Raw genomic sequence first — 23,473 nt, 5'->3', positions numbered from 1 at the left:
ACTCCGGGCGAATGGCAGAGACAGGGAATATGGCCTACAGCAAGATCCGCCAACCAAAACTTTCTGATGTGATAGAGCAGCAGCTGGAGTTTCTGATTCTTGAGGGGACGTTGCGCCCCGGTGAAAAACTCCCGCCTGAACGCGAACTGGCAAAACAGTTCGACGTTTCCCGTCCCTCGCTCCGTGAGGCGATTCAACGCCTCGAAGCCAAGGGCCTGTTGCTTCGTCGCCAGGGCGGTGGAACCTTTGTACAAAGCAGCCTGTGGCAGAGCTTTAGCGACCCGTTGGTCGAGCTCCTGTCCGACCACCCTGAATCCCAATTCGATTTGCTGGAAACCCGTCACGCGCTGGAAGGCATCGCGGCTTATTACGCGGCGCTGCGCAGCAATGATGAAGATCGCGACCGTATTCGCGAACTGCATCAAGCCATTGAGCGGGCCCAACAGTCCGGCGACCTCGACGCCGAATCCGGCGCTGTCGTCCAGTACCAAATCGCCGTCACCGAAGCGGCGCACAATGTGGTGTTGCTCCATCTGCTAAGGTGTATGGAGCCGATGCTGGCACAGAACGTTCGTCAGAACTTTGAATTGCTGTATGCCCGCCGGGAAATGCTCCCGTTGGTCAGCAACCATCGTACTCGCATTTTCGAGGCGATAATGGCCGGGGAGCCGGAGCAGGCGCGTGAGGCGTCGCACCGTCACCTGGCGTTCATTGAGGAAATTTTGCTGGATCGTAGCCGTGAACAGAGTCGTAGAGAACGTTCATTGCGTCGTTTACAGCAACGAAAGGACGAGAACTCCGGTTCTTAAGCGCCATTTTTTAGAGCGCGGCAACTAAACGCAGAACCTGTCTTATTGAATTTTTGGTTGTTCATCAGAGTGAAACGCTAAAGAGTTCAATGGGACAGGTTCCAGTTAAATCAACGATTAGATAGATAAGGAATACCCCCATGTCAGAACGTTTCCAGAATGACGTGGATCCGATCGAAACTCGCGACTGGCAACAGGCGATCGAATCGGTCATCCGTGAAGAAGGTGTTGAGCGTGCTCAGTATCTGATCGACCAGCTTCTTTCTGAGGCCCGCAAAGGCGGCGTGAAAGTAGCGGCCGGTGCGGCAGCGCATAATTACGTCAACACTATTGCCGTTGAAGATGAACCGGAATACCCGGGCAATCTGGAGCTGGAACGCCGTATTCGTTCAGCGATCCGTTGGAACGCCATCATGACCGTTCTGCGCGCATCGAAGAAAGATCTGGAACTGGGTGGCCACATGGCATCCTACCAGTCTTCCGCTACCTTCTACGAAGTCTGCTTCAACCACTTCTTCCGTGCGCGCACTGAGAAAGACGGCGGCGACCTGGTTTACTTCCAGGGCCACATCTCTCCGGGCGTATATGCACGTGCCTTCCTGGAAGGTCGTCTGACTGAAGAGCAGATGAACAACTTCCGTCAGGAAGTTCACGGTAATGGTCTGTCCTCTTATCCGCACCCGAAACTGATGCCGGAATTCTGGCAGTTCCCGACCGTATCGATGGGTCTGGGGCCGTTGGGCGCTATCTATCAGGCTAAATTCCTGAAATATCTGGAACACCGTGGTCTGAAAGACACCTCTGCGCAAACTGTTTACGCCTTCCTGGGCGATGGCGAGATGGATGAGCCGGAATCTAAAGGCGCTATCACCATCGCGACCCGTGAAAAACTGGATAACCTGGTCTTCGTCATCAACTGCAACCTGCAGCGTCTGGACGGCCCGGTCACCGGTAACGGTAAAATCATTAACGAACTGGAAGGCATCTTCGGTGGTGCTGGCTGGAACGTTATCAAGGTTATCTGGGGCGGTCGTTGGGATGAGCTGCTGCGTAAAGACACCAGCGGTAAGCTGATTCAGCTGATGAACGAAACCGTTGACGGCGACTACCAGACCTTCAAATCCAAAGACGGCGCCTACGTTCGTGAGCACTTCTTCGGTAAATATCCGGAAACCGCCGCACTGGTTGCCGACTGGACTGACGAGCAGATCTGGGCCCTGAACCGTGGCGGTCACGATCCGAAGAAAGTCTACGCTGCACTGAAAAAAGCGCAGGAAACCAAAGGCCAGCCGACCGTGATTCTGGCGCATACCATTAAAGGTTATGGTATGGGCGACACCGCGGAAGGTAAAAACATCGCGCACCAGGTTAAGAAAATGAACATGGACGGCGTTCGCTACGTCCGCGATCGTTTCAACGTGCCGGTGGCTGATGCCGATATCGAAAAACTGCCGTACGTGACCTTCCCGGAAGGTTCCGAAGAGCACACTTACCTGCACGCTCAACGTGAAAAGCTGAACGGCTACCTGCCGACTCGTCAGCCGAAATTCACTGAGAAACTGGAGCTGCCGACCCTGGCCGACTTCAGCGCGCTGCTGGAAGAGCAAAACAAAGAAATCTCTACCACTATCGCTTTCGTTCGCGCCCTGAACGTGATGCTGAAGAACAAGTCGATCAAAGATCGTCTGGTGCCGATCATCGCCGATGAAGCGCGTACTTTCGGTATGGAAGGTCTGTTCCGTCAGATCGGTATCTACAGCCCGAACGGCCAGCAGTACACCCCACAGGACCGTGAGCAGGTTGCATACTACAAAGAAGACGAGAAAGGCCAGATTCTGCAGGAAGGTATTAACGAGCTGGGCGCAGGCGCATCCTGGCTGGCTGCTGCGACCTCCTACAGCACCAACGACCTGCCGATGATTCCGTTCTACATCTACTACTCGATGTTCGGCTTCCAGCGTATCGGCGATCTGTGCTGGGCGGCTGGCGATCAGCAGGCTCGCGGCTTCCTGATCGGCGGGACTTCCGGTCGTACTACGCTTAACGGCGAAGGTCTGCAGCACGAAGATGGTCACAGCCACATTCAGTCGCTGACTATCCCGAACTGCATCTCCTACGACCCGTCTTACGCGTACGAAGTCGCTGTCATCATGCATGACGGTCTGGTTCGTATGTACGGCGAAGCGCAAGAGAACGTTTACTACTACATCACTACGCTGAACGAAAACTACCACATGCCGGCCATGCCGGAAGGCGCCGAGGAAGGTATCCGTAAAGGTATCTACAAACTCGAAACCCTCGAAGGTAGCAAAGGTAAAGTTCAGCTGCTGGGCTCCGGTTCTATCCTGCGTCACGTTCGTGAAGCAGCGCAGATCCTGGCGAAAGACTACGGCGTGGGTTCTGACGTGTATAGCGTCACTTCCTTCACCGAACTGGCGCGTGATGGCCAGGATTGCGAACGCTGGAACATGCTGCACCCGCTGGAAACTCCGCGCGTACCGTACATCGCTCAGGTGATGAACGACGCTCCGGCTGTGGCATCCACTGACTATATGAAACTGTTCGCCGAGCAGGTTCGTACTTACGTACCGGCTGATGACTACCGCGTACTGGGTACCGATGGCTTCGGTCGTTCCGACAGCCGTGAAAACCTGCGTCACCACTTCGAAGTCGATGCTTCCTACGTGGTCGTTGCGGCGCTGGGCGAACTGGCTAAACGTGGTGAAATCGATAAGAAAGTTGTGGCTGACGCCATTGCTAAATTCGACATCGATGCAGAAAAAGTTAACCCGCGTCTGGCGTAAGAGGTAAGAGAATAATGGCTATCGAAATCAAAGTACCGGACATCGGGGCTGATGAAGTTGAAATCACCGAGATCCTGGTCAAAGTTGGCGACAAAGTGGAAGCTGAACAGTCGCTGATCACCGTAGAAGGCGACAAGGCCTCTATGGAAGTTCCGTCTCCGCAGGCTGGCGTCGTGAAAGAGATTAAAGTCTCCGTCGGCGACAAAACCGAGACTGGCAAACTGATCATGATTTTCGATTCCGCCGAGGGTGCAGCAGCCGCTGCACCTGCGCAGGAAGAGAAAGCAGCTGCTCCGGCACCGGCAGCAGCGCCGGCGGCAAGCGCAGCGAAAGAAGTTCACGTACCGGATATCGGCGGCGATGAAGTTGAAGTCACCGAGATCATGGTTAAAGTGGGCGACACCATCGCCGCTGAGCAATCCCTGATCACCGTCGAAGGCGACAAAGCTTCTATGGAAGTTCCGGCGCCGTTCGCGGGTACCGTTAAAGAGATCAAAATCAACACCGGCGACAAAGTGTCCACCGGCTCCTTGATCATGATCTTCGAAGTGGCGGGCGCTGCGCCTGCAGCCGCTCCGGCACAGGCTGCCGCTCCGGCTGCAGCGGCACCGGCTGCTGCGGCTGGCGTGAAAGATGTTAACGTACCGGATATCGGCGGCGACGAAGTTGAAGTCACCGAAGTGATGGTAAAAGTCGGCGATAAAGTTGCCGCTGAGCAGTCACTGATCACCGTCGAAGGCGACAAAGCTTCTATGGAAGTTCCGGCGCCGTTCGCGGGTACCGTTAAAGAGATCAAAATCAGCACCGGTGACAAAGTGTCTACCGGCTCTCTGATCATGGTCTTCGAAGTGGAAGGCGCAGCGCCTGCTGCTGCTCCGGCTCAGGCTGCGGCACCGGCTGCTGCACCTGCACCGGCTCAGAAAGCTGCCGCGCCGGCTGCGAAAGCAGAAGGTAAAACCGAATTCGCTGAAAACGAAGCTTACGTTCACGCGACTCCGCTGATTCGCCGCCTGGCGCGCGAGTTCGGCGTAAACCTGGCGAAAGTGAAAGGGACCGGCCGTAAAGGTCGTATCCTGCGCGAAGACGTTCAGGCTTACGTGAAAGAAGCGGTTAAACGCGCTGAATCCGCACCGGCTGCTGCCGCAGGCGGCGGTCTGCCGGGCATGCTGCCATGGCCGAAAGTTGACTTCAGCAAGTTTGGCGAAATCGAAGAAGTGGAACTGGGTCGTATCCAGAAAATCTCTGGTGCTAACCTGAGCCGTAACTGGGTGATGATCCCGCACGTTACGCACTTCGACAAAACCGATATCACCGATCTGGAAGCGTTCCGTAAGCAGCAGAATGCCGAAGCTGAGAAGCGCAAACTGGACGTGAAATTCACCCCAGTGGTCTTCATCATGAAAGCCGTTGCCGCTGCGCTTGAGCAGATGCCGCGCTTCAACAGCTCGCTGTCCGAAGACGGTCAGCGCCTGACGCTGAAGAAATACATCAACATCGGTGTGGCGGTAGATACTCCGAACGGTCTGGTGGTTCCGGTCTTTAAAGACGTGAACAAGAAGAGCATCACCGAGCTGTCTCGCGAGCTGACCACCATCTCGAAGAAAGCGCGCGATGGCAAGCTGACTGCTGGCGAAATGCAGGGCGGTTGCTTCACCATCTCCAGCATCGGCGGCCTGGGTACTACCCACTTCGCGCCGATTGTTAACGCGCCGGAAGTGGCCATCCTGGGCGTGTCTAAGTCCGCGATGGAGCCGGTATGGAATGGTAAAGAGTTCGTTCCGCGTCTGATGATGCCGATCTCTCTGTCCTTCGACCACCGCGTCATCGACGGTGCTGATGGTGCCCGCTTCATTACCATCATTAACAACACCTTGAGCGACATTCGCCGCCTGGTGATGTAAGCGAAAAAGCCGGCCTGACGGCCGGCTTTTTTCTGATAACCTCAGGCTGTTGGGGATTATCAGCAACAAAGGACAAAATCGTTTGCCGTTTGTTGTTTAAAAATTGTTAACAATTTTGTAAAATACACGCGGATAGAACGTCCCGGTGGACTTGGGCGTAATAATAAAAGCGTCAGACCCGCCGGATATAAATTACAGAGGTCATGATGAGTACTGAAATCAAAACTCAGGTCGTGGTACTTGGGGCAGGTCCTGCAGGCTACTCTGCAGCCTTCCGTTGCGCTGATTTAGGTCTGGAAACCGTCATCGTAGAACGTTACAGCTCGCTGGGCGGCGTTTGCCTGAACGTGGGTTGTATCCCTTCTAAAGCACTGCTGCACGTTGCAAAAGTTATCGAAGAAGCGAAAGCGCTGGCCGAACACGGCATCGTTTTCGGCGAACCGAAAACCGACATTGACAAGATCCGCACCTGGAAAGAAAAAGTCATCACTCAGCTGACCGGTGGTCTGGCTGGCATGGCCAAAGGTCGTAAAGTGAAGGTGGTTAACGGTCTGGGTAAATTCACCGGCGCTAACACCCTGGAAGTTGAAGGCGAAAACGGCAAAACCGTGATTAACTTCGACAACGCGATCATCGCGGCGGGCTCCCGTCCGATTCAGCTGCCGTTTATCCCGCATGAAGATCCGCGCGTTTGGGATTCCACCGACGCTCTGGAACTGAAATCTGTACCGAAACGCATGCTGGTTATGGGCGGCGGTATCATCGGTCTGGAAATGGGTACCGTATACCATGCGCTGGGTTCAGAGATTGACGTGGTTGAAATGTTCGACCAGGTTATCCCGGCTGCCGACAAAGACGTGGTTAAAGTCTTCACCAAGCGTATCAGCAAGAAATTCAACCTGATGCTGGAAACCAAAGTGACTGCCGTTGAAGCAAAAGAAGACGGTATTTACGTTTCCATGGAAGGCAAAAAAGCCCCGGCGGAAGCGCAGCGTTACGACGCGGTGCTGGTAGCTATCGGCCGCGTGCCGAACGGTAAAAACCTCGACGCAGGCAAAGCCGGCGTGGAAGTTGACGATCGCGGCTTCATTCGCGTTGACAAACAAATGCGCACCAACGTGCCGCACATCTTTGCTATCGGCGATATCGTCGGTCAGCCGATGCTGGCGCACAAAGGTGTACACGAAGGTCACGTTGCCGCAGAAGTTATCTCCGGCCTGAAACACTACTTCGATCCGAAAGTGATCCCGTCTATCGCCTACACCGAGCCAGAAGTGGCATGGGTTGGCCTGACTGAGAAAGAAGCGAAAGAGAAAGGCATCAGCTACGAAACCGCCACCTTCCCGTGGGCTGCTTCCGGCCGTGCTATCGCTTCCGACTGCGCAGACGGTATGACCAAACTGATCTTCGACAAAGAGACCCACCGTGTTATCGGCGGCGCGATTGTCGGCACCAACGGCGGCGAGCTGCTGGGTGAAATCGGTCTGGCTATCGAAATGGGCTGCGACGCGGAAGACATCGCGCTGACTATCCACGCTCACCCGACTCTGCACGAGTCCGTTGGCCTGGCGGCAGAAGTCTTCGAAGGTAGCATTACCGACCTGCCAAACGCGAAAGCGAAGAAAAAGTAACTTTTTCTTTCAGCTAAAAATGCGTAAGCGGCTCTAAGAGCCGCTTTTTTTATCGCTAATGTTTAGAACTATGTCCCTGTTCACAAACCGCTACACCTCATACATACTTTGAAAATAGTCACTAAGTAAACTAATAGTCAGTTAATTATGTATCTGAGGTGTGAGATGAAACGCTTATTGACCACGGCGCTGTTAGCCACGACGTTAGTATCCGGTATGGCCTGCGCGGCTGATGCGACAATTCCATGGGCGGCGAACAGCGGCGGTACCGAAAGTACCCATATTGCGGCGATGGGTCAGGATCTGAATGCGCAGCATCAGTTGGTGACGAAGACGAATGAAGGGGTGTGGGCGGCGAATTCCGGGAGCATCAGCTCGGATGAAGCGGCGCTGACCAGTCAGAAACCTGCTTTTGCCGGTTATCCGGAGCTGATGCCGCACCAGGGCTAAGCACCAGAGAGTGCCCGGTTGCTATTGCGCAACCGGGCATTTTTTATTGATTGACCGGCTGCCATCCCGCCGCTGAATCGGGGGCAAAATGCGTAATTGCCTGCGCTTTCGTCGCGCTCTCTTCGCCCAGGTTCGCCTGCCAGACCTTATCGTTCTGATCGATCATAAAGCTCATCACCCCGGTTTCTCCCCACTCTACCGGCCATGCCAGTAAGGCGACGCCTTGGCTATCGCTATCGGCGATAATGCGGAAACGGTAGCCATGATAACCGGCGCCGGGCTCCGTCGGGCTAAAGGCCGGCCCCAGCGGGCTTGGCGTTTCGCCCGGTGAGGTTGGCCAGTACAGACCATCTTTTTTGCCTTCGCTGCTGATGATTTTTTGCGCCCAGCGATGATTCATTTGATAGTAATCCTGCTGGGCATCAACGTAGGCGTGCATGGCGGCAATTGCCGACAGTTCATTGCGGCCGATGGCGCGTGTGAGAATTTCATCTTCCCCGGCCGCCATATCAAATCGCCAGCCCTGTTCATCTTTGACAATCGGAATTGGCAATCGCCACGCTTCACTGCCGACATCAAGCCAGGCGTTATTACCCTGCTGCACAATGACGTGTTTCACCTGCCAGTCACGCTGAAAGCGGTCGACGGCATTGGGATCAATACCATCGGTGGGTAAAAACTGCTGCCAGTTATCGCCGAGCAGATTATTGAGCGCGGCTTTATCACGATGATTGAGCGCATCGGCCAGCGCGCTTGCGGCTTTCTCCGGCGTGGGAAACTGTTGCTGGGCGAAGGCGGCGAGCGGCGACAGCATTAGCGTTAATAGGGCGATCTGTAATGGTTTTCTCATCTGCTCATCCTCAGCGACGACGCAATTCATGGTGTTCGGAAAGGCGCTCTCTGGCGGCGCCGCGCTGTTCGCTACTCAAGCCGGAAATATTACGGCTTTGCAGCCCGCGCGCCTGCTGCGATTGCCAGGAGGGGGAGCGACTTTCGTTGCCGCTTAAGGCATTGGCGCGTGCCGTGCTCACCGCCTGCTGACGCTGGGCCGGCGTCGCGGAGTGAATCTGCTGACGGCGCTGTTGTTGCTGAGGCGTAGGATTTTGCACGTGGCTCTTCACGGCCTCGCGATGCTGTTGCTGCTGCGGCGTTGGGTGTTGCAACTGCGTTTTCGCCGCTTCGCGACGCTGCTGTTTGGCAGGTGTCGGCGTGCTGTCGTAGCCACGGTAGCTGCTGCGCTGGGTGGCCTGCTTCAATTGTTGAGAAGCCGCCTGACGCTGCGCATCGCGCGAGGCGCTAGTGGCAGCCAGCGTGCCTGCGCTGGCTGCTGGCGCGTTGGGATGCTGAAGCTGCGTCATCGCCGCTTGCCGTTGAGCGCTGCGATCGACCGGCGCATGCTGGGTCGCGCTGAGTCCGCCGGGAACATTGGTCTGATGATAGCGCTGGGCGACATTATTATTCGGATAAGGCACGTTGCCGCGATAGGCGGGGTTGTGCTGCCAGTTAACGCGGTTACCCGGTAGGTTCTGACCGGTAATGTGGTTGAAATTATTCACATTAATATTGATGTTATCGCCATTATGCTGGTAACCGCCGTGATGGTAATCGTCATCATGATGATGGTCATCATCATCCCAGTCGATGCTGCTGAAGAGCGCCCAGGTGGTGGCGACGCCAAGGCTGTAGCCAAAACCTTTGACGAAGCTATCGGTGAACTGCTCTCCGGGAGGCGGCGGCAGATAGACCGGGGGATAGGCGCTATTCGGCCAACTGCCGTAGACGGTCGAAGGGTTATAGCTTGGAACGTATACCACTTGCGGGTTGGTCGGTTCAATTTTGATGATCTGCGAAGGCGCTGGCGAAGCCGTTGAGGTTGTCGAGGTTGATACCGCGCTGCTATTCGATGACCTCGAAGAGGCTGGCGCCGCGGCCGTGACGGTCACTTTCTGTTGCGGCGTGGATTTTAATGTCCCGGTTTGCTGGGCAATGGCGCGCAGGCGCTGTACGGAGTCCATGACGTCGTGCGGCTGGGCTAAAAATGCGTCGCCAAGGTTTTCCACCCACGGCGGGTTTTCGCCCATCATTGCCAGCAGGGCGGGAAAGGCGACGAGGGATTTGACGCTCGGATCCCACGGCTGGCTGGCAACGGCCTGAACGGCCGCGTCGCCTTTCATCGACGGGTTATCCTGCGACCACTGTACCGCCTGCATAACGTTGTCCGGATAGGTGGAGGCCATCAGTACCTGCGAGAGTAAACTGTCCGGATAGAGCGCGATTGGCGCGACCCATTGGTCGATTTGCGCCTGTGTGTAGGTGGCTGTGACCGCTTGTCCCGCCGCCGGCGCAGTCGGGGACGCCGGCGCGGGTACCGTTGTGGGCTGTGCCGTCACCGGCGCTTCCGCGATAGTCTCTGGGGTACGACTTTTAACATAGAGCGTTCCTGCCGCTGCGAGTAAGCCTGCGCTGCAGAGCAGGGCGATAATATGGGGTTTGAACGGTAGTGACATGGAAGCTCCTGACACAGAAATGTTACCCATCTCGCTAAAGTATCGGCGAAAACGGTACGTTAGGGGAGTATATGAAGACGATATTGTTTTTTTTGATTTTTGTTGGGATCCTGACATTAAATCTGTAACAGAAATAAATTTATCTACCAGCATTTGAACAGAAAGCCTGCAATATCCTGCCCTTAACGATTCAGCTAAATTTTAATGTTGCTTTTTTGTAAACAGATTAACACCCTTCAAAAATCCTGCTATGCTGCCCTCGCGGTATCGGGCATTTACCCTACAAACTGCTGTCTCACAGGAGCGTGAAGAAAATCGCCTACCGCATTTTACAATGAGAGCGAGGAGAACCGTCGTGCTAGAAGAATACCGTAAGCACGTAGCTGAGCGTGCCGCCATGGGGATTGTTGCCAAACCCTTAGACGCAACCCAAATGGCCGCGCTGGTAGAACTGCTGAAAAACCCGCCAGCGGGTGAAGATGAATTCCTGTTAGATCTGCTTACCAACCGTGTACCGCCGGGCGTCGATGAAGCCGCCTATGTTAAAGCCGGATTCCTTGCCGCTATCGCCAAAGGCGAAGCGACCTCCCCACTGGTTACCCCTGAAAAAGCCGTTGAACTGCTGGGCACCATGCAGGGCGGTTACAATATTCACCCCCTGATTGAAGCGCTGGACGATGCCAAACTGGCGCCGATTGCCGCGAAAGCGCTGTCCCATACCCTGCTGATGTTCGATAACTTCTATGACGTAGAAGAGAAAGCCAAAGCGGGTAATGAGTACGCTAAACAGGTTATGCAATCCTGGGCTGATGCCGAGTGGTTCCTGAACCGTCCGCAACTGGCGGAAAAAATCACCGTTACCGTCTTCAAAGTTACCGGCGAAACCAATACCGATGACTTGTCTCCGGCACCTGATGCCTGGTCCCGTCCGGATATCCCACTGCACGCTCTGGCGATGCTGAAAAACGCTCGCGAAGGAATTGAGCCGGATCAGCCGGGCGCGGTCGGCCCGATTAAACAAATTGAAGCGCTGCAGCAGAAAGGCTTCCCGCTGGCCTACGTTGGCGACGTTGTTGGTACCGGTTCTTCGCGTAAATCCGCCACCAACTCGGTGCTGTGGTTCATGGGCGACGATATCCCGAACGTACCGAACAAGCGCGGCGGCGGCCTGTGCCTGGGCGGCAAAATCGCGCCTATCTTCTTCAATACCATGGAAGATGCGGGCGCGCTGCCTATCGAAGTGGACGTGAGCAACCTCAACATGGGCGACGTCATTGACGTTTACCCGTTCAAAGGTGAAGTGCGTAACCACGAAACCAACGAGCTGTTGGCAAGCTTTGAACTGAAAACCGATGTACTGATCGACGAAGTGCGCGCCGGCGGCCGTATTCCGCTGATCATCGGTCGCGGCCTGACGACCAAAGCGCGCGAAGCGCTGGGGCTGCCGCACAGCGACGTTTTCCGTCATGCGAAAGATGTGGCGGAAAGCAACCGCGGCTTCTCTCTGGCGCAGAAAATGGTTGGCCGCGCCTGCGGCGTTGCCGGTATCCGTCCGGGCGCTTATTGCGAGCCGAAAATGACCTCCGTCGGTTCTCAGGACACCACCGGTCCAATGACCCGCGATGAGCTGAAAGACCTGGCGTGCCTGGGCTTCTCCGCGGACCTGGTGATGCAGTCCTTCTGCCACACCGCGGCTTATCCGAAGCCGGTTGACGTCACCACGCACCACACTCTGCCGGACTTCATCATGAACCGCGGCGGTGTTTCACTGCGTCCGGGCGATGGCGTTATCCACTCCTGGCTGAACCGTATGCTGCTGCCTGATACCGTCGGTACCGGCGGCGACTCCCATACCCGTTTCCCAATCGGTATCTCCTTCCCGGCGGGTTCTGGTCTGGTGGCCTTCGCCGCCGCGACCGGCGTGATGCCGCTGGATATGCCGGAATCAGTACTGGTGCGCTTCAAAGGTAAAATGCAGCCGGGTATTACCCTGCGCGACCTGGTTCACGCCATCCCGCTGTATGCCATTAAGCAGGGCCTGCTGACCGTTGAGAAGAAAGGTAAGAAAAACATCTTCTCTGGCCGCATCCTTGAAATCGAAGGTCTGCCGGATCTGAAAGTCGAGCAGGCATTTGAACTGACCGATGCTTCCGCTGAGCGTTCTGCTGCTGGTTGTACCATCAAGCTGAACAAAGAGCCGATCGTTGAGTATCTGAACTCCAACATCGTCCTGCTGAAGTGGATGATCGCGGAAGGTTACGGCGATCGCCGTACGCTGGAGCGTCGTATCCAGGGCATGGAAAAATGGCTGGCGGATCCGCAACTGCTGGAAGCCGACGCTGATGCGGAATACGCGGCAGTGATCGACATCGATCTGGCGGATATCAAAGAGCCTATTCTGTGCGCGCCGAACGATCCGGACGATGCGCGTCTGCTGTCGGACGTGCAGGGTGAGAAGATCGACGAAGTGTTTATCGGTTCCTGCATGACCAACATTGGCCACTTCCGTGCTGCAGGTAAACTGCTGGACAGCCACAAAGGCCAACTGCCGACTCGCCTGTGGGTGGCGCCGCCAACCCGTATGGATGCCGCGCAGTTGACTGAAGAAGGCTACTACAGCGTGTTTGGTAAGAGCGGCGCGCGTATCGAAATCCCTGGCTGTTCCCTGTGTATGGGCAACCAGGCGCGCGTGGCTGACGGCGCGACCGTCGTGTCGACCTCTACCCGTAACTTCCCGAACCGTTTAGGTACCGGCGCCAACGTTTATCTGGCCTCTGCCGAACTGGCGGCGGTCGCTTCTCTGCTGGGCAAACTGCCGACGCCGGAAGAGTACCAGACCTTCGTCGCTCAGGTTGATAAGACGGCGGAAGATACCTATCGCTATCTGAACTTTAACCAGCTGGATCAGTACACCGAAAAAGCTGACGGCGTGATCTTCCAGACTGCTGTGTAATCCGTTCGGTCAGCCTGGCTGACCGTTTGGCTACAAACTCTCCAATGCCCGCTGAACATTGCATCAGCGGGCATTTTTATTTTTAAACCTCCCACCCGTTGCGCTTTTTTTCTTCCTGTCTGCTGCGATAATTACTCCATGGGTACAGTGCAGCGGTGACGCATTGCCCTTGCAGAGGAAAAGATTATGGATTACGAATTTCTGCGCGATATTACCGGTGTGGTAAAGGTGCGTATGTCGATGGACCACGAGGCGATTGGTCACTGGTTCAACGAAGAGGTGAAAGATAACCTGGCCCTTCTGGATGAAGTGGAGCAGGCAGCGCGCACCGTGAAAGGCAGTGAACGTTCCTGGCAGCGGGCCGGCCATGAATATACGTTGTGGCTGGATGGCGAAGAAGTGATGATCCGCGCCAACCAACTGGAATTTTCCGGCGATGAAATGGAAGAGGGGATGAACTACTACGACGAAGAGAGCCTCTCTCTTTGCGGCGTGGAGGATTTCCTGCAGGTGGTTGCCGCATACCGTGAATTTATGCAGCAGCGTTAATGATTCGTTTTGTGCCGGGCGGCGCGGAACCGTAGGCCCGGCAGGCAAAAGCGCCGCCGGGCATTTCAGATGTTACACCGCAGGTATATTGCGGGCGTAATAAATTTCCCGCATCTCTTTCCACAACAGGTCGGTAATCACCTTGCGCTCTTGTTCGCTTAACTCTTCCGGTTTGGTATGGAACATGTAGTGCTTCAGATCGAACTCTTTCAGCATCATTTTGGTATGGAACATATTTTCCTGATAGACGTTCACGTCCACCATGTCATAGAGCGACTTCATATCTTCTGACATGAAGTTCTGAATAGAGTTGATCTCATGATCGATAAAATGCTTCATGCCGTTGATATCACGAGTGAACCCACGCACGCGATAATCAATGGTTACGATATCGGATTCCAGTTGGTGAATCAGGTAGTTCAGCGCCTTCAGCGGTGAAATCACGCCACAGGTGGAGACTTCAATATCGGCGCGGAAGGTGCACAGGCCGCCTTCCGGATGGCTTTCCGGATAGGTATGTACGCAGATGTGGCTTTTATCGAGATGTGCGACCACGGTCTCAGGCAACGGGCCCGGATGCTCGCTCTGATCGATAAGCTGCGGGTCGATAGGCTCTTCGCTAACCAAAATGGTGACGCTTGCGCCCTGCGGTTCATAATCCTGGCGTGCGATGTTGAGTATGTTGGCGCCAATGATTGAACAGGTCTCGGAAAGGATTTCCGTCAGGCGATTGGCATTATAGAGTTCATCGATATAGGCGATATAGCCATCGCGCTCTTCGGCGGTTTTAGCGTAGCAGATATCGTAAATACAAAAACTCAGGCTTTTAGTCAGGTTGTTGAAGCCGTGCAGCTTAAGCTTTTTCAATTTGGTTCACCTCCTCGTTTCAGGTTAGCTGGCGGTCAGCGCATCCAGCAGGTACTGCGGTAGCGCGAAAGCCGCGGTATGAATTGCCGGATTGTAATAACGGCATTTCAGCCCGGCGCTATGGAAGCGGGCCTGAATAATTTCCGTCGACAAATGACGCAGTGCTTCATTATCGGTCGCCCAGGCAAAGGTCATGATGCCGCCATAGTAGGTCGGGATCGCCGCCTGGTAGAAACTGACATCGGTGAAATAGTGGCTGAGCTTGCGATGGCTGCCGACCGCTTCATCCTGCTGCAGGAAGCTTACGCCGTTCTGGGCAACGAAAATTCCGCCGGGATTCAGGCAACGTTTACAACCGGCATAAAACGCCGAGGTAAACAGGCTCTCACCGGGGCCGATCGGGTCGGTACAGTCGGAGATAATGACATCAAAGGTTTGTGACGTTTGGTTGACGAAGTTCACGCCGTCATCAATCACCAGCGTAAAGCGCGGGTCGTCATAGGCGCCGGCGTTATGGTTTGGTAGATACTGACGGCAGAACGAGACCACCCCGGCGTCGATTTCCACCATGGTAATGGTTTCGATATGTTGGTGGCGGGAGACTTCACGCAGCATCGCGCCATCGCCGCCGCCGATGATCAGCACGTGCTTTGCGTGACCATGCGCCAGCAGCGGAACGTGGGTCATCATTTCATGATAAATAAACTCATCGCGCTCGGTGGTTTGCACCACGCCATCAAGCGCCATCACGCGGCCAAATGCCGCATTTTCGAAGATGATTAAATCCTGATGATCGGTCTTCTCATGGTACAGCACGTTATCAACGGTAAAATATTGACCAAAATGGTCGTGCAGCGTCTCATGCCAGTGATTACTCTCGGCCATGGCTTACTCCTCCTTTGTTAACTTCTGTCGCGCCCGCAACGCGGGCACCACATCATAGCCAACTATAGATAGAGATTGATATGGCGAATAGTAAACCTTCTATTGTTTAGATGAACTCTCGCTTAGCGTGAGGTTTTCGGCGCAGATGCTCTGGATTGTTGGTCGCTGTTGGGTCTGGCGTCAACAATTCGCACGCTATACACCATCGTCGCGCCAGGCGGAATTTTTCCAGGGATTCCTTTGCTGCCGTAGGCCCGCTCCGGCGGAACAACAATAGTGATGGCGCCATGATTACTAAGACGTTTAAGCGGTTCACGGAAGGTTTCGGGATATTGACTTAGCGCCTGGGTCCAGACCTTATCTTCGGCTTCCATATCGTTTATCACGGTACCGTCGATCAAGCTTTCTTTGATAACGACGGTGACGATATCGTTATCAGCGACCTTACCTTTACCGGGGTAGTCTATACGGCTATAAATACCCTCTTTAAGCACTGCGCCTTTCTGCGCGGCGAATTGCTGCTGATACTTTTTACCTTCACGGAGAGTTTGCTGCTCAAGCTTATCAATGTTTTTGTATAACCGCTGTGAGACGTCGAAAAGCGCCTTATTGCGTGCTTTTTCATCCAGCGCCGGCTGACCGGCAAAAACATCGTTAATCCCCTTAAGAACGGTTTCCTGTTGCAGGTTTAACCCTTTCGCTGCCTGACTGGACAGCGTTTTAAGCGCATCTTGCCCTATCGACACGCCAACCGAATATGCCTGCTGCTGTGGAGCGCTGCTGAGGTTTAGCGTGGGTGATTTGGCTGTCGTGGCGGCGGTGGTTTTTACGCCGGTGAGTTCGGCGCTCAGTTTCTGCTGCTCCGCCATTGCCGCAGCCAGCTTATCGCTCAGGGCCTGCTTGTCTCTCTCCAGCGCGTTGAGCTTTACCGTTTGCGCCTGCAGAGCGGCGGCAGAGCGTTTGAGATTATCCGCGCCGTCGGCTTTTTCCTGCTGAACGGTACCGACTTGCTGCACAAGCCGCTTGTTTTCCGTGTCCAAAGCAACGATCCGGCTCTGGAGTTGTGCGATGGTTTTATTCAACGCTGCATTATCTACCGGCGCTGGCATCGTGGCGGGAGGTGGCGATTTCAGCTGTGCCTGCAGTTGGCGGATGATCTTATCTTTGTCGGCGATGAGACTTTTTTGCGCGGCCAGCTTTTTTTGCAGCGCTGCGGTGTTGTTCTCGCGGGCTCTGGAGGGTTTACTGACCTCCGGCGCCGGAGATATCTCTTTCTTCTCTTTTTTCTCCTGCTGCTGGACATAGTTGAGAAATGCAGGCGCATCGTCATCCGCTTGCGCATAAGCAATAAAAAGGGACGCCAGCAAAATGAAGGCCAGCGTCAATATATTAAGGCGATTTATCATGGCGCCTGTCACTTCACCGCATTATCGCCGCGCATGACCAGGCTATCGATCAGCGACTTTTCAATATCGGCGCAAAGCTTAATAGATTTAAATTGATACATAGAATCTATGCCCTGACGGGTGGGATCGGCGACTTTCGTACGCACTGAGTTATATTGCGACGCCGCGCCTATCAGAGCGGTGAATTCACTACCCAGTCTTGAGGCTTCTTTCGGATTGACTTCTTTTAACGAATCCAACGCCTGGCGACAGGCATTAAGTCGCTCCTGCTCAGCGGCCAGTCGCAGCTTTTCATTCTGTTGCGCGTCGGTGGCAATGGCGATTGGTGGCGTTATGGGTGCGTTAGCCTGACGATGCGCCTGGCAGCCAGCTAACATGAGAACAGCGAACGGAAGTAAGCGAAAAACAGGTGAGATATTCAAAATGTCATTCCATTGCAATAAGAGAGGTTGCAGGCGATTTTAATTAGCCAGCAGGTCTTTGCAATAAACGATGAGTTGAATTATTCTCTCCTGAATATGATTTTTTTTGATAAATTAAGCCGTCGTCTAATTAATGAATATAAAGCATATTAGCTGCATGTGAAATAAAAGTATCGCGCAATGAATTCATAGTAAATGAATCACAGGGGAAAAGAATAATATAGCATTCTGCAACCGCATCGCGGCGGCTGCAGATACGTTTACTTCACATAGGCCAGCAGGCTAAGGGAGTCACGCGCCAGAGCTTTGCACTTTTTGGCGGTTGGGATTTTGATACCGCTGAGATCGCGATAGCTGTCCTCACCTAATGCTTTCATATTAAAGCTATCGTAGTTGCTGAGGTCCCATTGGTTTTGCTGGGCAAAAAAGACCAGCGCGCGGCGAATTTGCGTATTTGGCAAATTTTGATAGCCGCAATCATTTTTCAGGAATACAAATACCGCCGTTAAATCAGCCATATCTTCCGCTTCGGACTCGCTTAATGCATAGCTATTGGCGGAGAGGGCGAGCAGGCTGCCAAACAGCATTGTTCTGAAAAACGTCTTCATTTTTTCTACCATTGAAACACGGACAATCAAAGTTAGCATACTTCTTTACACCACGCAGAGCTTTATTCACAAGCTTCTGCTTGACCTTCCCGTTGCGGGAGGGTTTAAGCTTAAATATTCACCAGCAGAATAAAAGGATGTGAAAATGCAACGTCGTGAGTTTATCAAATTAGGCGCCGCGCTTGGCGCGGTCAGCGCCTTACCGCTCTGGAGCCGTGCGGTATTCGCTGCCGGCCGTCCGGCTTTGCCGGTTCCGGATTTATTGACCGCTGACGCGCGCAATCGCATTACGCTGACGATTCAAGCCGGAAAGACGCAGTTTGGCCCGCATCTTGCGACGACCTGGGGCTATAACGGCAACCTCCTCGGGCCCGCGTTGAAGCTGAAGCAAGGTGAAGCGGTGACGGTAGATATTCACAACCGCCTGGCGGAGGAGACCACGGTCCACTGGCACGGGCTGGAAGTGCCAGGCGAAGTCGATGGCGGTCCGCAGGGCGTCATCGCCGCAGGAGCCTCAAGGACGGTGAGTTTTACGCCGACGCAGCGAGCGGCGACCTGCTGGTTCCATCCTCATCAGCATGGTAAAACCGGCCGTCAGGTTGCCATGGGGCTGGCGGGTTTGGTGCTGATTGAAGATGTCGAAAGCGGGCAATTACTGCTTCCGAAGCAGTGGGGAATCGATGATGTTCCGGTGATCGTGCAGGACAAAAGATTCAATGCCAATGGCGAAATAGATTATCAGCTCGATATCATGAGCGCCGCCGTTGGCTGGTTTGGCGATACCCTGTTGACGAACGGCGCGCTGTATCCCGAACACGCTCCGCCGCGCGGTTGGTTACGCCTGCGTCTGCTTAATGGCTGTAATGCCCGCTCGTTGAATTTCGCTACCAGCGATCGCCGCCCAATGTACGTAATAGCAAGCGACGGCGGCCTGTTGGCGGAACCGGTCAAAGTGAGCGAACTGCCGGTGCTGATGGGCGAGCGCTTTGAGGTTTTAATTGATACCCGCGACGGGAAGGCATTTGATCTCCTGACGATGCCGGTGAGCCAAATGGGGATGGCGATTGCGCCATTTGATAAGCCGCAGCCGGTTCTCCGTATACAGCCGCTATTGATCCCGGCCTCCGGTAAGTTACCCGATACTTTGGCCGCGATACCCGCGCTGCCGTCACTGGAGGGGCTGACGCAGCGCACGCTGCAGCTGTCGATGGATCCTATGCTCGACATGATGGGTATGCAGGCGCTAATGAAGAAATATGGCGACCAGGCGATGTCCGGTATGAATCATGGAATGATGGGGCATGGCGACATGAACAATATGGGAAATATGAATCATGGTGAAATGAAGAATATGAACCACGGCGGCGGCATGGGGCATGGCGCTTCATCAGACAAGGGTTTTGATTTCCATAACGCCAACCGCATCAACGGCAAGGCCTTTGATATGAATGTGCCGATGTTTGCCGCGGCCAGGGGGCAGTACGAGCGCTGGCTGATCTCCGGTAAGGGCGACATGATGCTGCATCCTTTCCATATTCATGGCACGCAATTCCGTATTCTGAGTGAAAATGGCCAGGCGCCGGCGGCGCATCGGCGCGGCTGGAAGGATACGGTAAGAGTGGAGGGCGGGGTGAGCGAAGTGCTGGTGAAGTTCGATCATCAGGCGCCAAAGGAGTTCGCCTATATGGCACACTGTCATCTGCTGGAGCATGAAGATACCGGGATGATGTTGGGGTTCACCGTGTAGGACTGTACAGCCTGCCGCCCACTCCCATGGGGAGAGGGGCAAAAAAAACGGCAACTTTCGTTGCCGTTTTGCGTTTTACTTCGCGTCATCCGGTAACGCGTAGGCAACGATGTAGTCGCCCATTTTCGTACCGAACGAGCCATGACCGCCGGCAGAGATGACAACGTACTGCTTGCCATTCACTTCATAGGTCATCGGCGTCGCCTGGCCACCTGCCGGCAGACGCGCCTGCCACAGTTTTTCGCCATTGCTCATGTTGTAAGCGCGCAGATAGTTATCGGCGGTGGCGGCGATAAACAGCACGTTACCGGCGGTTGAGATCGGACCGCCCAGCATCGGCATACCCATATTGAACGGCAGCGGGACAGGCAGCGGGAACGGCAGACTATCCTGCGGCGTACCGATGCGTTTTTTCCACACCACTTCGTTGGTCTTCAGATCCAGCGCCGAGATATAACCCCATGCCGGTTGTTTACACGGCAGGCCAAACGGCGACAGGAACGGGTTCAGCGTAACGCCGAACGGCACGCCATATTGCGGCTGAACGCCGGACTCGGTACCGGAGCCTTTCGCGTCTTTTGGCGGTTCCATCGGGTTGCCCGGGCCGCGTGGGATCAGTTTAGAGACGAACGGCAGCGCCATCGGGTTGGCGATAGCCACCTGACGGTTAGGATCGACGGAGATGCCGCCCCACTCAAACATCCCCAGGTTACCCGGGAATACCAGCGTGCCCTGTTCGGACGGCGGCGTGAAGATACCTTCATAGCGCATCTGATGGAAGATAACGCGGCACACCAGCTGGTCAAACATGGTGGCGCCCCACATATCCGCGCCGGTCAGGTCTTTCTTCGGACGGAAACTCAGCTCGGAGAACGGCTGGGTTTTAGCAACATAGTCGCCTTTCGCCGCACCCTGCGGAACCGGTTTTTCCGGCGCCGGGACCACCAGTTCGCCATTACGACGATCCAGCACGAAGATGTTGCCGGTTTTGGCCGGAGCGTAAATCACCGGTACGGTTTTACCGTTCACATCAATGTCGGCCAATGTCGGCTGCGACGGCATATCCATATCCCACAGATCGTGGTGTACGGTTTGGTAGCTCCACGCCAGTTTACCGGTGGTTGCGTTCAGCGCCACGATAGAGCTGGCGTAACGTTCCTGTTCCGGTGTGCGGTTGCCGCCCCAGATATCCGGCGTGGTAACGCCCATCGGCAGATAGACTAAATCCAGCTTCGCGTCATAGGCGGCAGGCGCCCAGGAGTTAGGTGAATTGAGTGTGAAGTGATGCTCATCGCTCGGGATCGCATTAGGGTCTTTCGCACCCGGGTCGAAGGCCCACAGCAGTTTACCGGTATTCACATCAAAGCCGCGGATCACGCCTGATGGCTCGCGGGTGGAGAAGTTATCGGTTACCGCGCCGGCAATGACGATAGTCTTGTCGGTGATAATCGGCGGCGACGTCGGTTCATACATGCCCGGCGTGGTCACCGGCATGTTGGTCTGCAGGTTGAGAATGCCTTTATTAGCAAAGGTTTCGCACAGCTTACCGTTGTCGGCGTTCACCGCGAACAGACGGCCATCGTTGACCGGCAGAATAATACGGCGCGGGCAGTCGGCGACGACGTCGGCAGGGGCGTTATCCGCTTTCGCTTCATGATAGGAGACGCCACGGCAGGTCACGTGCTGGAACGACGGATCGGCGTTCAGCTGCGGGTCAAAATGCCACTTCTCTTTACCGGTGGCCGCGTCGAGCGCGAACAGACGCTGGTGCGCGGTACACAGATACAGCGTGTCGCCAACTTTAATCGGCGTCACTTCATTAGTGATTTCACCCGGATCGTTCGGCTGCTTCAGGTCGCCGGTGCGGAATACCCAGGCTTCCTTCAGGTTCTTCACGTTGTCAGCGTTAATCTGTTTCAGCGGCGAATAACGCTGGCCTTCCTGGTTACGGCCATAGGCCGGCCAGTCGCTATCGGCGACGGTAGAAATCGGCGCGGCCGGCGTCGCGTCAGCGCTCAACGTACCGTTCACTTCCTGCGGATCGTTGAAACCGGCCCAGGTCAGGATCCCGCCGCTAATCAACAGGGCGATAACCAGACCGCCCACGGCGCCAGCGGAGGGTACCGGCAGGCGACGCCAGACAAATGGCAGAATCAGCCAAATGCCGAAGAAGACCAGGATGTCGCTGCGCGGCGTCAGCGCCCAGAAGTCGAAGCCGACTTCCCATACCCCCCAAATCATGGTTGCCAGCAACAGGGCGGCATACAGCCACAGCGCTGCGCGCTTGCCGCGGAACAGCATGACGGTGACGGCCAGCATCACCAGGCCTGCGATAGGGTAGTACCAGGAACCGCCGATAGCGGCCAGCCATACCCCACCGATTAACAGATACAGGCCACAGAAGGCGGCAAACAGCGCCGTCAGCGTGACAAGTAACCGTGATTGTTGAGATTTTGTTTCTGCCATAGAAAGACACTCTTCAGTTGTTAATTTTTTAACTGCAATTAATTATAGGATTTAACAACTGTGATCGGAATCACAAATATGGCTTTATTATTCACTGCACCGAAGATTTCGTTTTGCTGGTATACTGTATCGCTTGCCGGTCAACGTCGGTGTGAAAGCAGCGGCTTTGAAGATTTATCCTAAGAATCAAATGGTTAGTTTAATGAAACATACTGTAGAAGTGATGATCCCGGAAGCCGAGATCAAAGCGCGTATCGCCGAACTGGGTCGTCAAATTAATGAACGCTACAAAGACAGCGGCAGCGAAATGGTGCTGGTGGGTCTGTTGCGCGGTTCATTTATGTTTATGGCTGACCTGTGCCGTGAGGTTCAGGTGCCGCATGAGGTCGACTTTATGACCGCCTCCAGCTATGGCAGCGGCATGTCCACCACCCGTGATGTCAAAATCCTTAAAGATCTTGATGAAGACATTCGCGGTAAGGACGTATTGATCGTCGAAGACATCATCGATTCCGGCAACACCCTGTCTAAAGTGCGCGAAATCCTCAGCCTGCGCGAGCCGAAATCGCTGGCTATCTGTACGCTGCTGGATAAACCAAGCCGTCGTGAAGTGAACGTCCCGGTTGAGTTTGTCGGTTTTGCCATTCCGGATGAGTTCGTGGTGGGCTACGGCATCGACTACGCTCAGCGCTATCGCCACCTGCCGTACGTCGGTAAAGTGATCCTGCTGGACGAGTAATTATTGTTGCGGTCCCGGATAGGGTGAGCGCCTTATCCGGGGCGGTGAGCGCGGCGGCTATTTATGGTTGGCGTGCTTGCTCTTGAGATTGGAAATCCCGTGGCGATAGCGCTGCTCGAGGGTTTCCCGGCTGACGGCGGTGACATCAAGATCGCGCAGCAGTCCGTCGTGAATACCATAAGCCCAGCCGTGGATCGTCACCTTTTGGCCACGTTTCCACGCCGACTGCATGATCGTCGAGTGTCCCAGGTTGTATACCTGCTCCATCACGTTCAGTTCGCAAAGCGTATCCAGACGCCGATCTTCCGGCATCTCACCGAGCAGCGAGCTGTGTTTAAACCAGATATCGCGAATGTGCAGCAGCCAGTTATCAATGAGCCCCAGTTCCGGGTTCTCGACCGCCGCCTGTACGCCGCCGCAGCCGTAGTGGCCGCAGATAATAATGTGTTCGACTTCCAGCACGTCGACGGCGTATTGCACCACCGACAGGCAGTTCAGGTCGGTATGGATCACCAGATTGGCGACGTTACGGTGTACGAATAACTCACCGGGTTCCAGGCCGGTTAAGCGCTCCGCGGGGACGCGGCTATCGGAGCAGCCAATCCACAGAAAGCGCGGTTTCTGCGCCTGCGACAATTTCGCAAAGAAGCCGGGGTCCTCTTCCACCAGCATTTTTGACCATAGTGCATTATTGCTGATGAGTGTATCTATATCATTCATGGACGTTTA

The 23,473-nt window shown here is 54.9% G+C and carries 19 protein-coding genes; 10 read left to right on the top strand and 9 right to left on the bottom strand.

What is annotated here, in order from left to right; translation table 11 throughout:
• The first annotated feature begins 29 nt into the window (after positions 1 to 29).
• From pdhR to KGA69_RS01970, 5 genes are all read left to right on the top strand, one after another.
• Entirely contained in the window at positions 30 to 809 is a 780-nt protein-coding gene (pdhR, locus tag KGA69_RS01990) for a pyruvate dehydrogenase complex transcriptional repressor PdhR (RefSeq protein ID WP_015368223.1), read from the top strand.
• A gap of 140 nt (positions 810 to 949) precedes the next feature.
• Positions 950 to 3,613: a pyruvate dehydrogenase (acetyl-transferring), homodimeric type gene (gene aceE / locus KGA69_RS01985; protein WP_015368222.1), complete on the top strand. Its 2,664-nt coding sequence runs from the start codon at positions 950 to 952 to the stop codon at positions 3,611 to 3,613.
• Between the two features lie 14 nt (positions 3,614 to 3,627).
• The gene (gene aceF / locus KGA69_RS01980; protein ID WP_047050165.1) at positions 3,628 to 5,514 is read left to right on the top strand and encodes a pyruvate dehydrogenase complex dihydrolipoyllysine-residue acetyltransferase; all 1,887 of its coding nucleotides are present in this window, start codon (positions 3,628 to 3,630) and stop codon (positions 5,512 to 5,514) included.
• Positions 5,515 to 5,720: 206 nt separating this feature from the next.
• Positions 5,721 to 7,145, top strand: a complete 1,425-nt coding sequence (lpdA, locus tag KGA69_RS01975) for a dihydrolipoyl dehydrogenase (protein ID WP_015368220.1) — start codon at positions 5,721 to 5,723, stop codon at positions 7,143 to 7,145.
• Between the two features lie 165 nt (positions 7,146 to 7,310).
• Positions 7,311 to 7,595 carry a hypothetical protein gene (locus tag KGA69_RS01970; protein ID WP_045390053.1) on the top strand — a complete coding sequence of 95 codons (285 nt, stop codon included), beginning with the start codon at positions 7,311 to 7,313 and terminating at the stop codon, positions 7,593 to 7,595.
• A 43-nt stretch (positions 7,596 to 7,638) separates the two neighbouring features.
• On the opposite strand, the gene KGA69_RS01965 is transcribed toward KGA69_RS01970, so the two are convergent.
• Entirely contained in the window at positions 7,639 to 8,445 is an 807-nt protein-coding gene (locus KGA69_RS01965) for a DUF2950 family protein (protein WP_049061128.1), read from the bottom strand.
• Between the two features lie 10 nt (positions 8,446 to 8,455).
• The gene (locus KGA69_RS01960; protein WP_049061129.1) at positions 8,456 to 10,102 is read right to left on the bottom strand and encodes a DUF3300 domain-containing protein; all 1,647 of its coding nucleotides are present in this window, start codon (positions 10,100 to 10,102) and stop codon (positions 8,456 to 8,458) included.
• A 355-nt stretch (positions 10,103 to 10,457) separates the two neighbouring features.
• Here KGA69_RS01960 and acnB point away from each other — a divergent pair, with 355 nt between their 5' ends.
• Complete coding sequence (gene acnB, locus KGA69_RS01955) at positions 10,458 to 13,055, top strand: bifunctional aconitate hydratase 2/2-methylisocitrate dehydratase (RefSeq protein WP_072201386.1); 2,598 nt, start codon at positions 10,458 to 10,460, stop codon at positions 13,053 to 13,055.
• A 186-nt stretch (positions 13,056 to 13,241) separates the two neighbouring features.
• Entirely contained in the window at positions 13,242 to 13,604 is a 363-nt protein-coding gene (gene yacL / locus KGA69_RS01950) for a protein YacL (protein ID WP_015368214.1), read from the top strand.
• Positions 13,605 to 13,676: 72 nt separating this feature from the next.
• Here the strand turns inward: yacL and speD are convergent, their stop codons facing one another.
• The 5 genes from speD to KGA69_RS01925 form a co-directional block, all read right to left on the bottom strand.
• Positions 13,677 to 14,471 carry an adenosylmethionine decarboxylase gene (gene speD, locus KGA69_RS01945; protein WP_015368213.1) on the bottom strand — a complete coding sequence of 265 codons (795 nt, stop codon included), beginning with the start codon at positions 14,469 to 14,471 and terminating at the stop codon, positions 13,677 to 13,679.
• 24 nt (positions 14,472 to 14,495) lie between these two features.
• Positions 14,496 to 15,356 carry a polyamine aminopropyltransferase gene (speE, locus tag KGA69_RS01940; protein WP_045390062.1) on the bottom strand — a complete coding sequence of 287 codons (861 nt, stop codon included), beginning with the start codon at positions 15,354 to 15,356 and terminating at the stop codon, positions 14,496 to 14,498.
• A gap of 122 nt (positions 15,357 to 15,478) precedes the next feature.
• Positions 15,479 to 16,762 (bottom strand): FKBP-type peptidyl-prolyl cis-trans isomerase, encoded by a 1,284-nt coding sequence (locus KGA69_RS01935; RefSeq protein ID WP_045390065.1) that lies wholly within the window; start codon positions 16,760 to 16,762, stop codon positions 15,479 to 15,481.
• 8 nt (positions 16,763 to 16,770) lie between these two features.
• Positions 16,771 to 17,184 (bottom strand): hypothetical protein, encoded by a 414-nt coding sequence (locus tag KGA69_RS01930; RefSeq protein WP_045390068.1) that lies wholly within the window; start codon positions 17,182 to 17,184, stop codon positions 16,771 to 16,773.
• Between the two features lie 260 nt (positions 17,185 to 17,444).
• Complete coding sequence (locus KGA69_RS01925; RefSeq protein WP_015704423.1) at positions 17,445 to 17,792, bottom strand: YacC family pilotin-like protein; 348 nt, start codon at positions 17,790 to 17,792, stop codon at positions 17,445 to 17,447.
• A gap of 145 nt (positions 17,793 to 17,937) precedes the next feature.
• On the opposite strand from KGA69_RS01925, the gene cueO reads away from it, so the two are divergent.
• The gene (gene cueO, locus KGA69_RS01920; RefSeq protein WP_045390071.1) at positions 17,938 to 19,539 is read left to right on the top strand and encodes a multicopper oxidase CueO; all 1,602 of its coding nucleotides are present in this window, start codon (positions 17,938 to 17,940) and stop codon (positions 19,537 to 19,539) included.
• Between the two features lie 75 nt (positions 19,540 to 19,614).
• Here cueO and KGA69_RS01915 read toward each other — a convergent pair whose 3' ends face one another.
• On the bottom strand, positions 19,615 to 22,005 hold the full coding sequence (locus KGA69_RS01915) for a glucose/quinate/shikimate family membrane-bound PQQ-dependent dehydrogenase (RefSeq protein ID WP_045390074.1): 2,391 nt from the start codon (positions 22,003 to 22,005) through the stop codon (positions 19,615 to 19,617).
• 78 nt (positions 22,006 to 22,083) lie between these two features.
• On the opposite strand from KGA69_RS01915, the gene KGA69_RS01910 reads away from it, so the two are divergent.
• Both KGA69_RS01910 and hpt read left to right on the top strand, forming a co-directional pair.
• Positions 22,084 to 22,188 (top strand): hypothetical protein, encoded by a 105-nt coding sequence (locus KGA69_RS01910; RefSeq protein ID WP_161801955.1) that lies wholly within the window; start codon positions 22,084 to 22,086, stop codon positions 22,186 to 22,188.
• A 19-nt stretch (positions 22,189 to 22,207) separates the two neighbouring features.
• A complete protein-coding gene (gene hpt / locus KGA69_RS01905; RefSeq protein ID WP_015368206.1) occupies positions 22,208 to 22,744 on the top strand; it encodes a hypoxanthine phosphoribosyltransferase in 537 nt (178 codons plus the stop codon).
• A 57-nt stretch (positions 22,745 to 22,801) separates the two neighbouring features.
• On the opposite strand, the gene can is transcribed toward hpt, so the two are convergent.
• Positions 22,802 to 23,464: a carbonate dehydratase gene (can, locus tag KGA69_RS01900; RefSeq protein WP_045390077.1), complete on the bottom strand. Its 663-nt coding sequence runs from the start codon at positions 23,462 to 23,464 to the stop codon at positions 22,802 to 22,804.
• Positions 23,465 to 23,473 lie beyond the last annotated feature (9 nt).

It is taken from the genome of Klebsiella sp. A52, from assembly GCF_018388785.1.
GTDB classification, from domain to species: domain Bacteria; phylum Pseudomonadota; class Gammaproteobacteria; order Enterobacterales; family Enterobacteriaceae; genus Klebsiella; species Klebsiella aerogenes.
The sequence above is the reverse complement of the archived record's forward strand: the minus strand, read 5'-3'. Positions and strand labels throughout refer to the sequence as shown.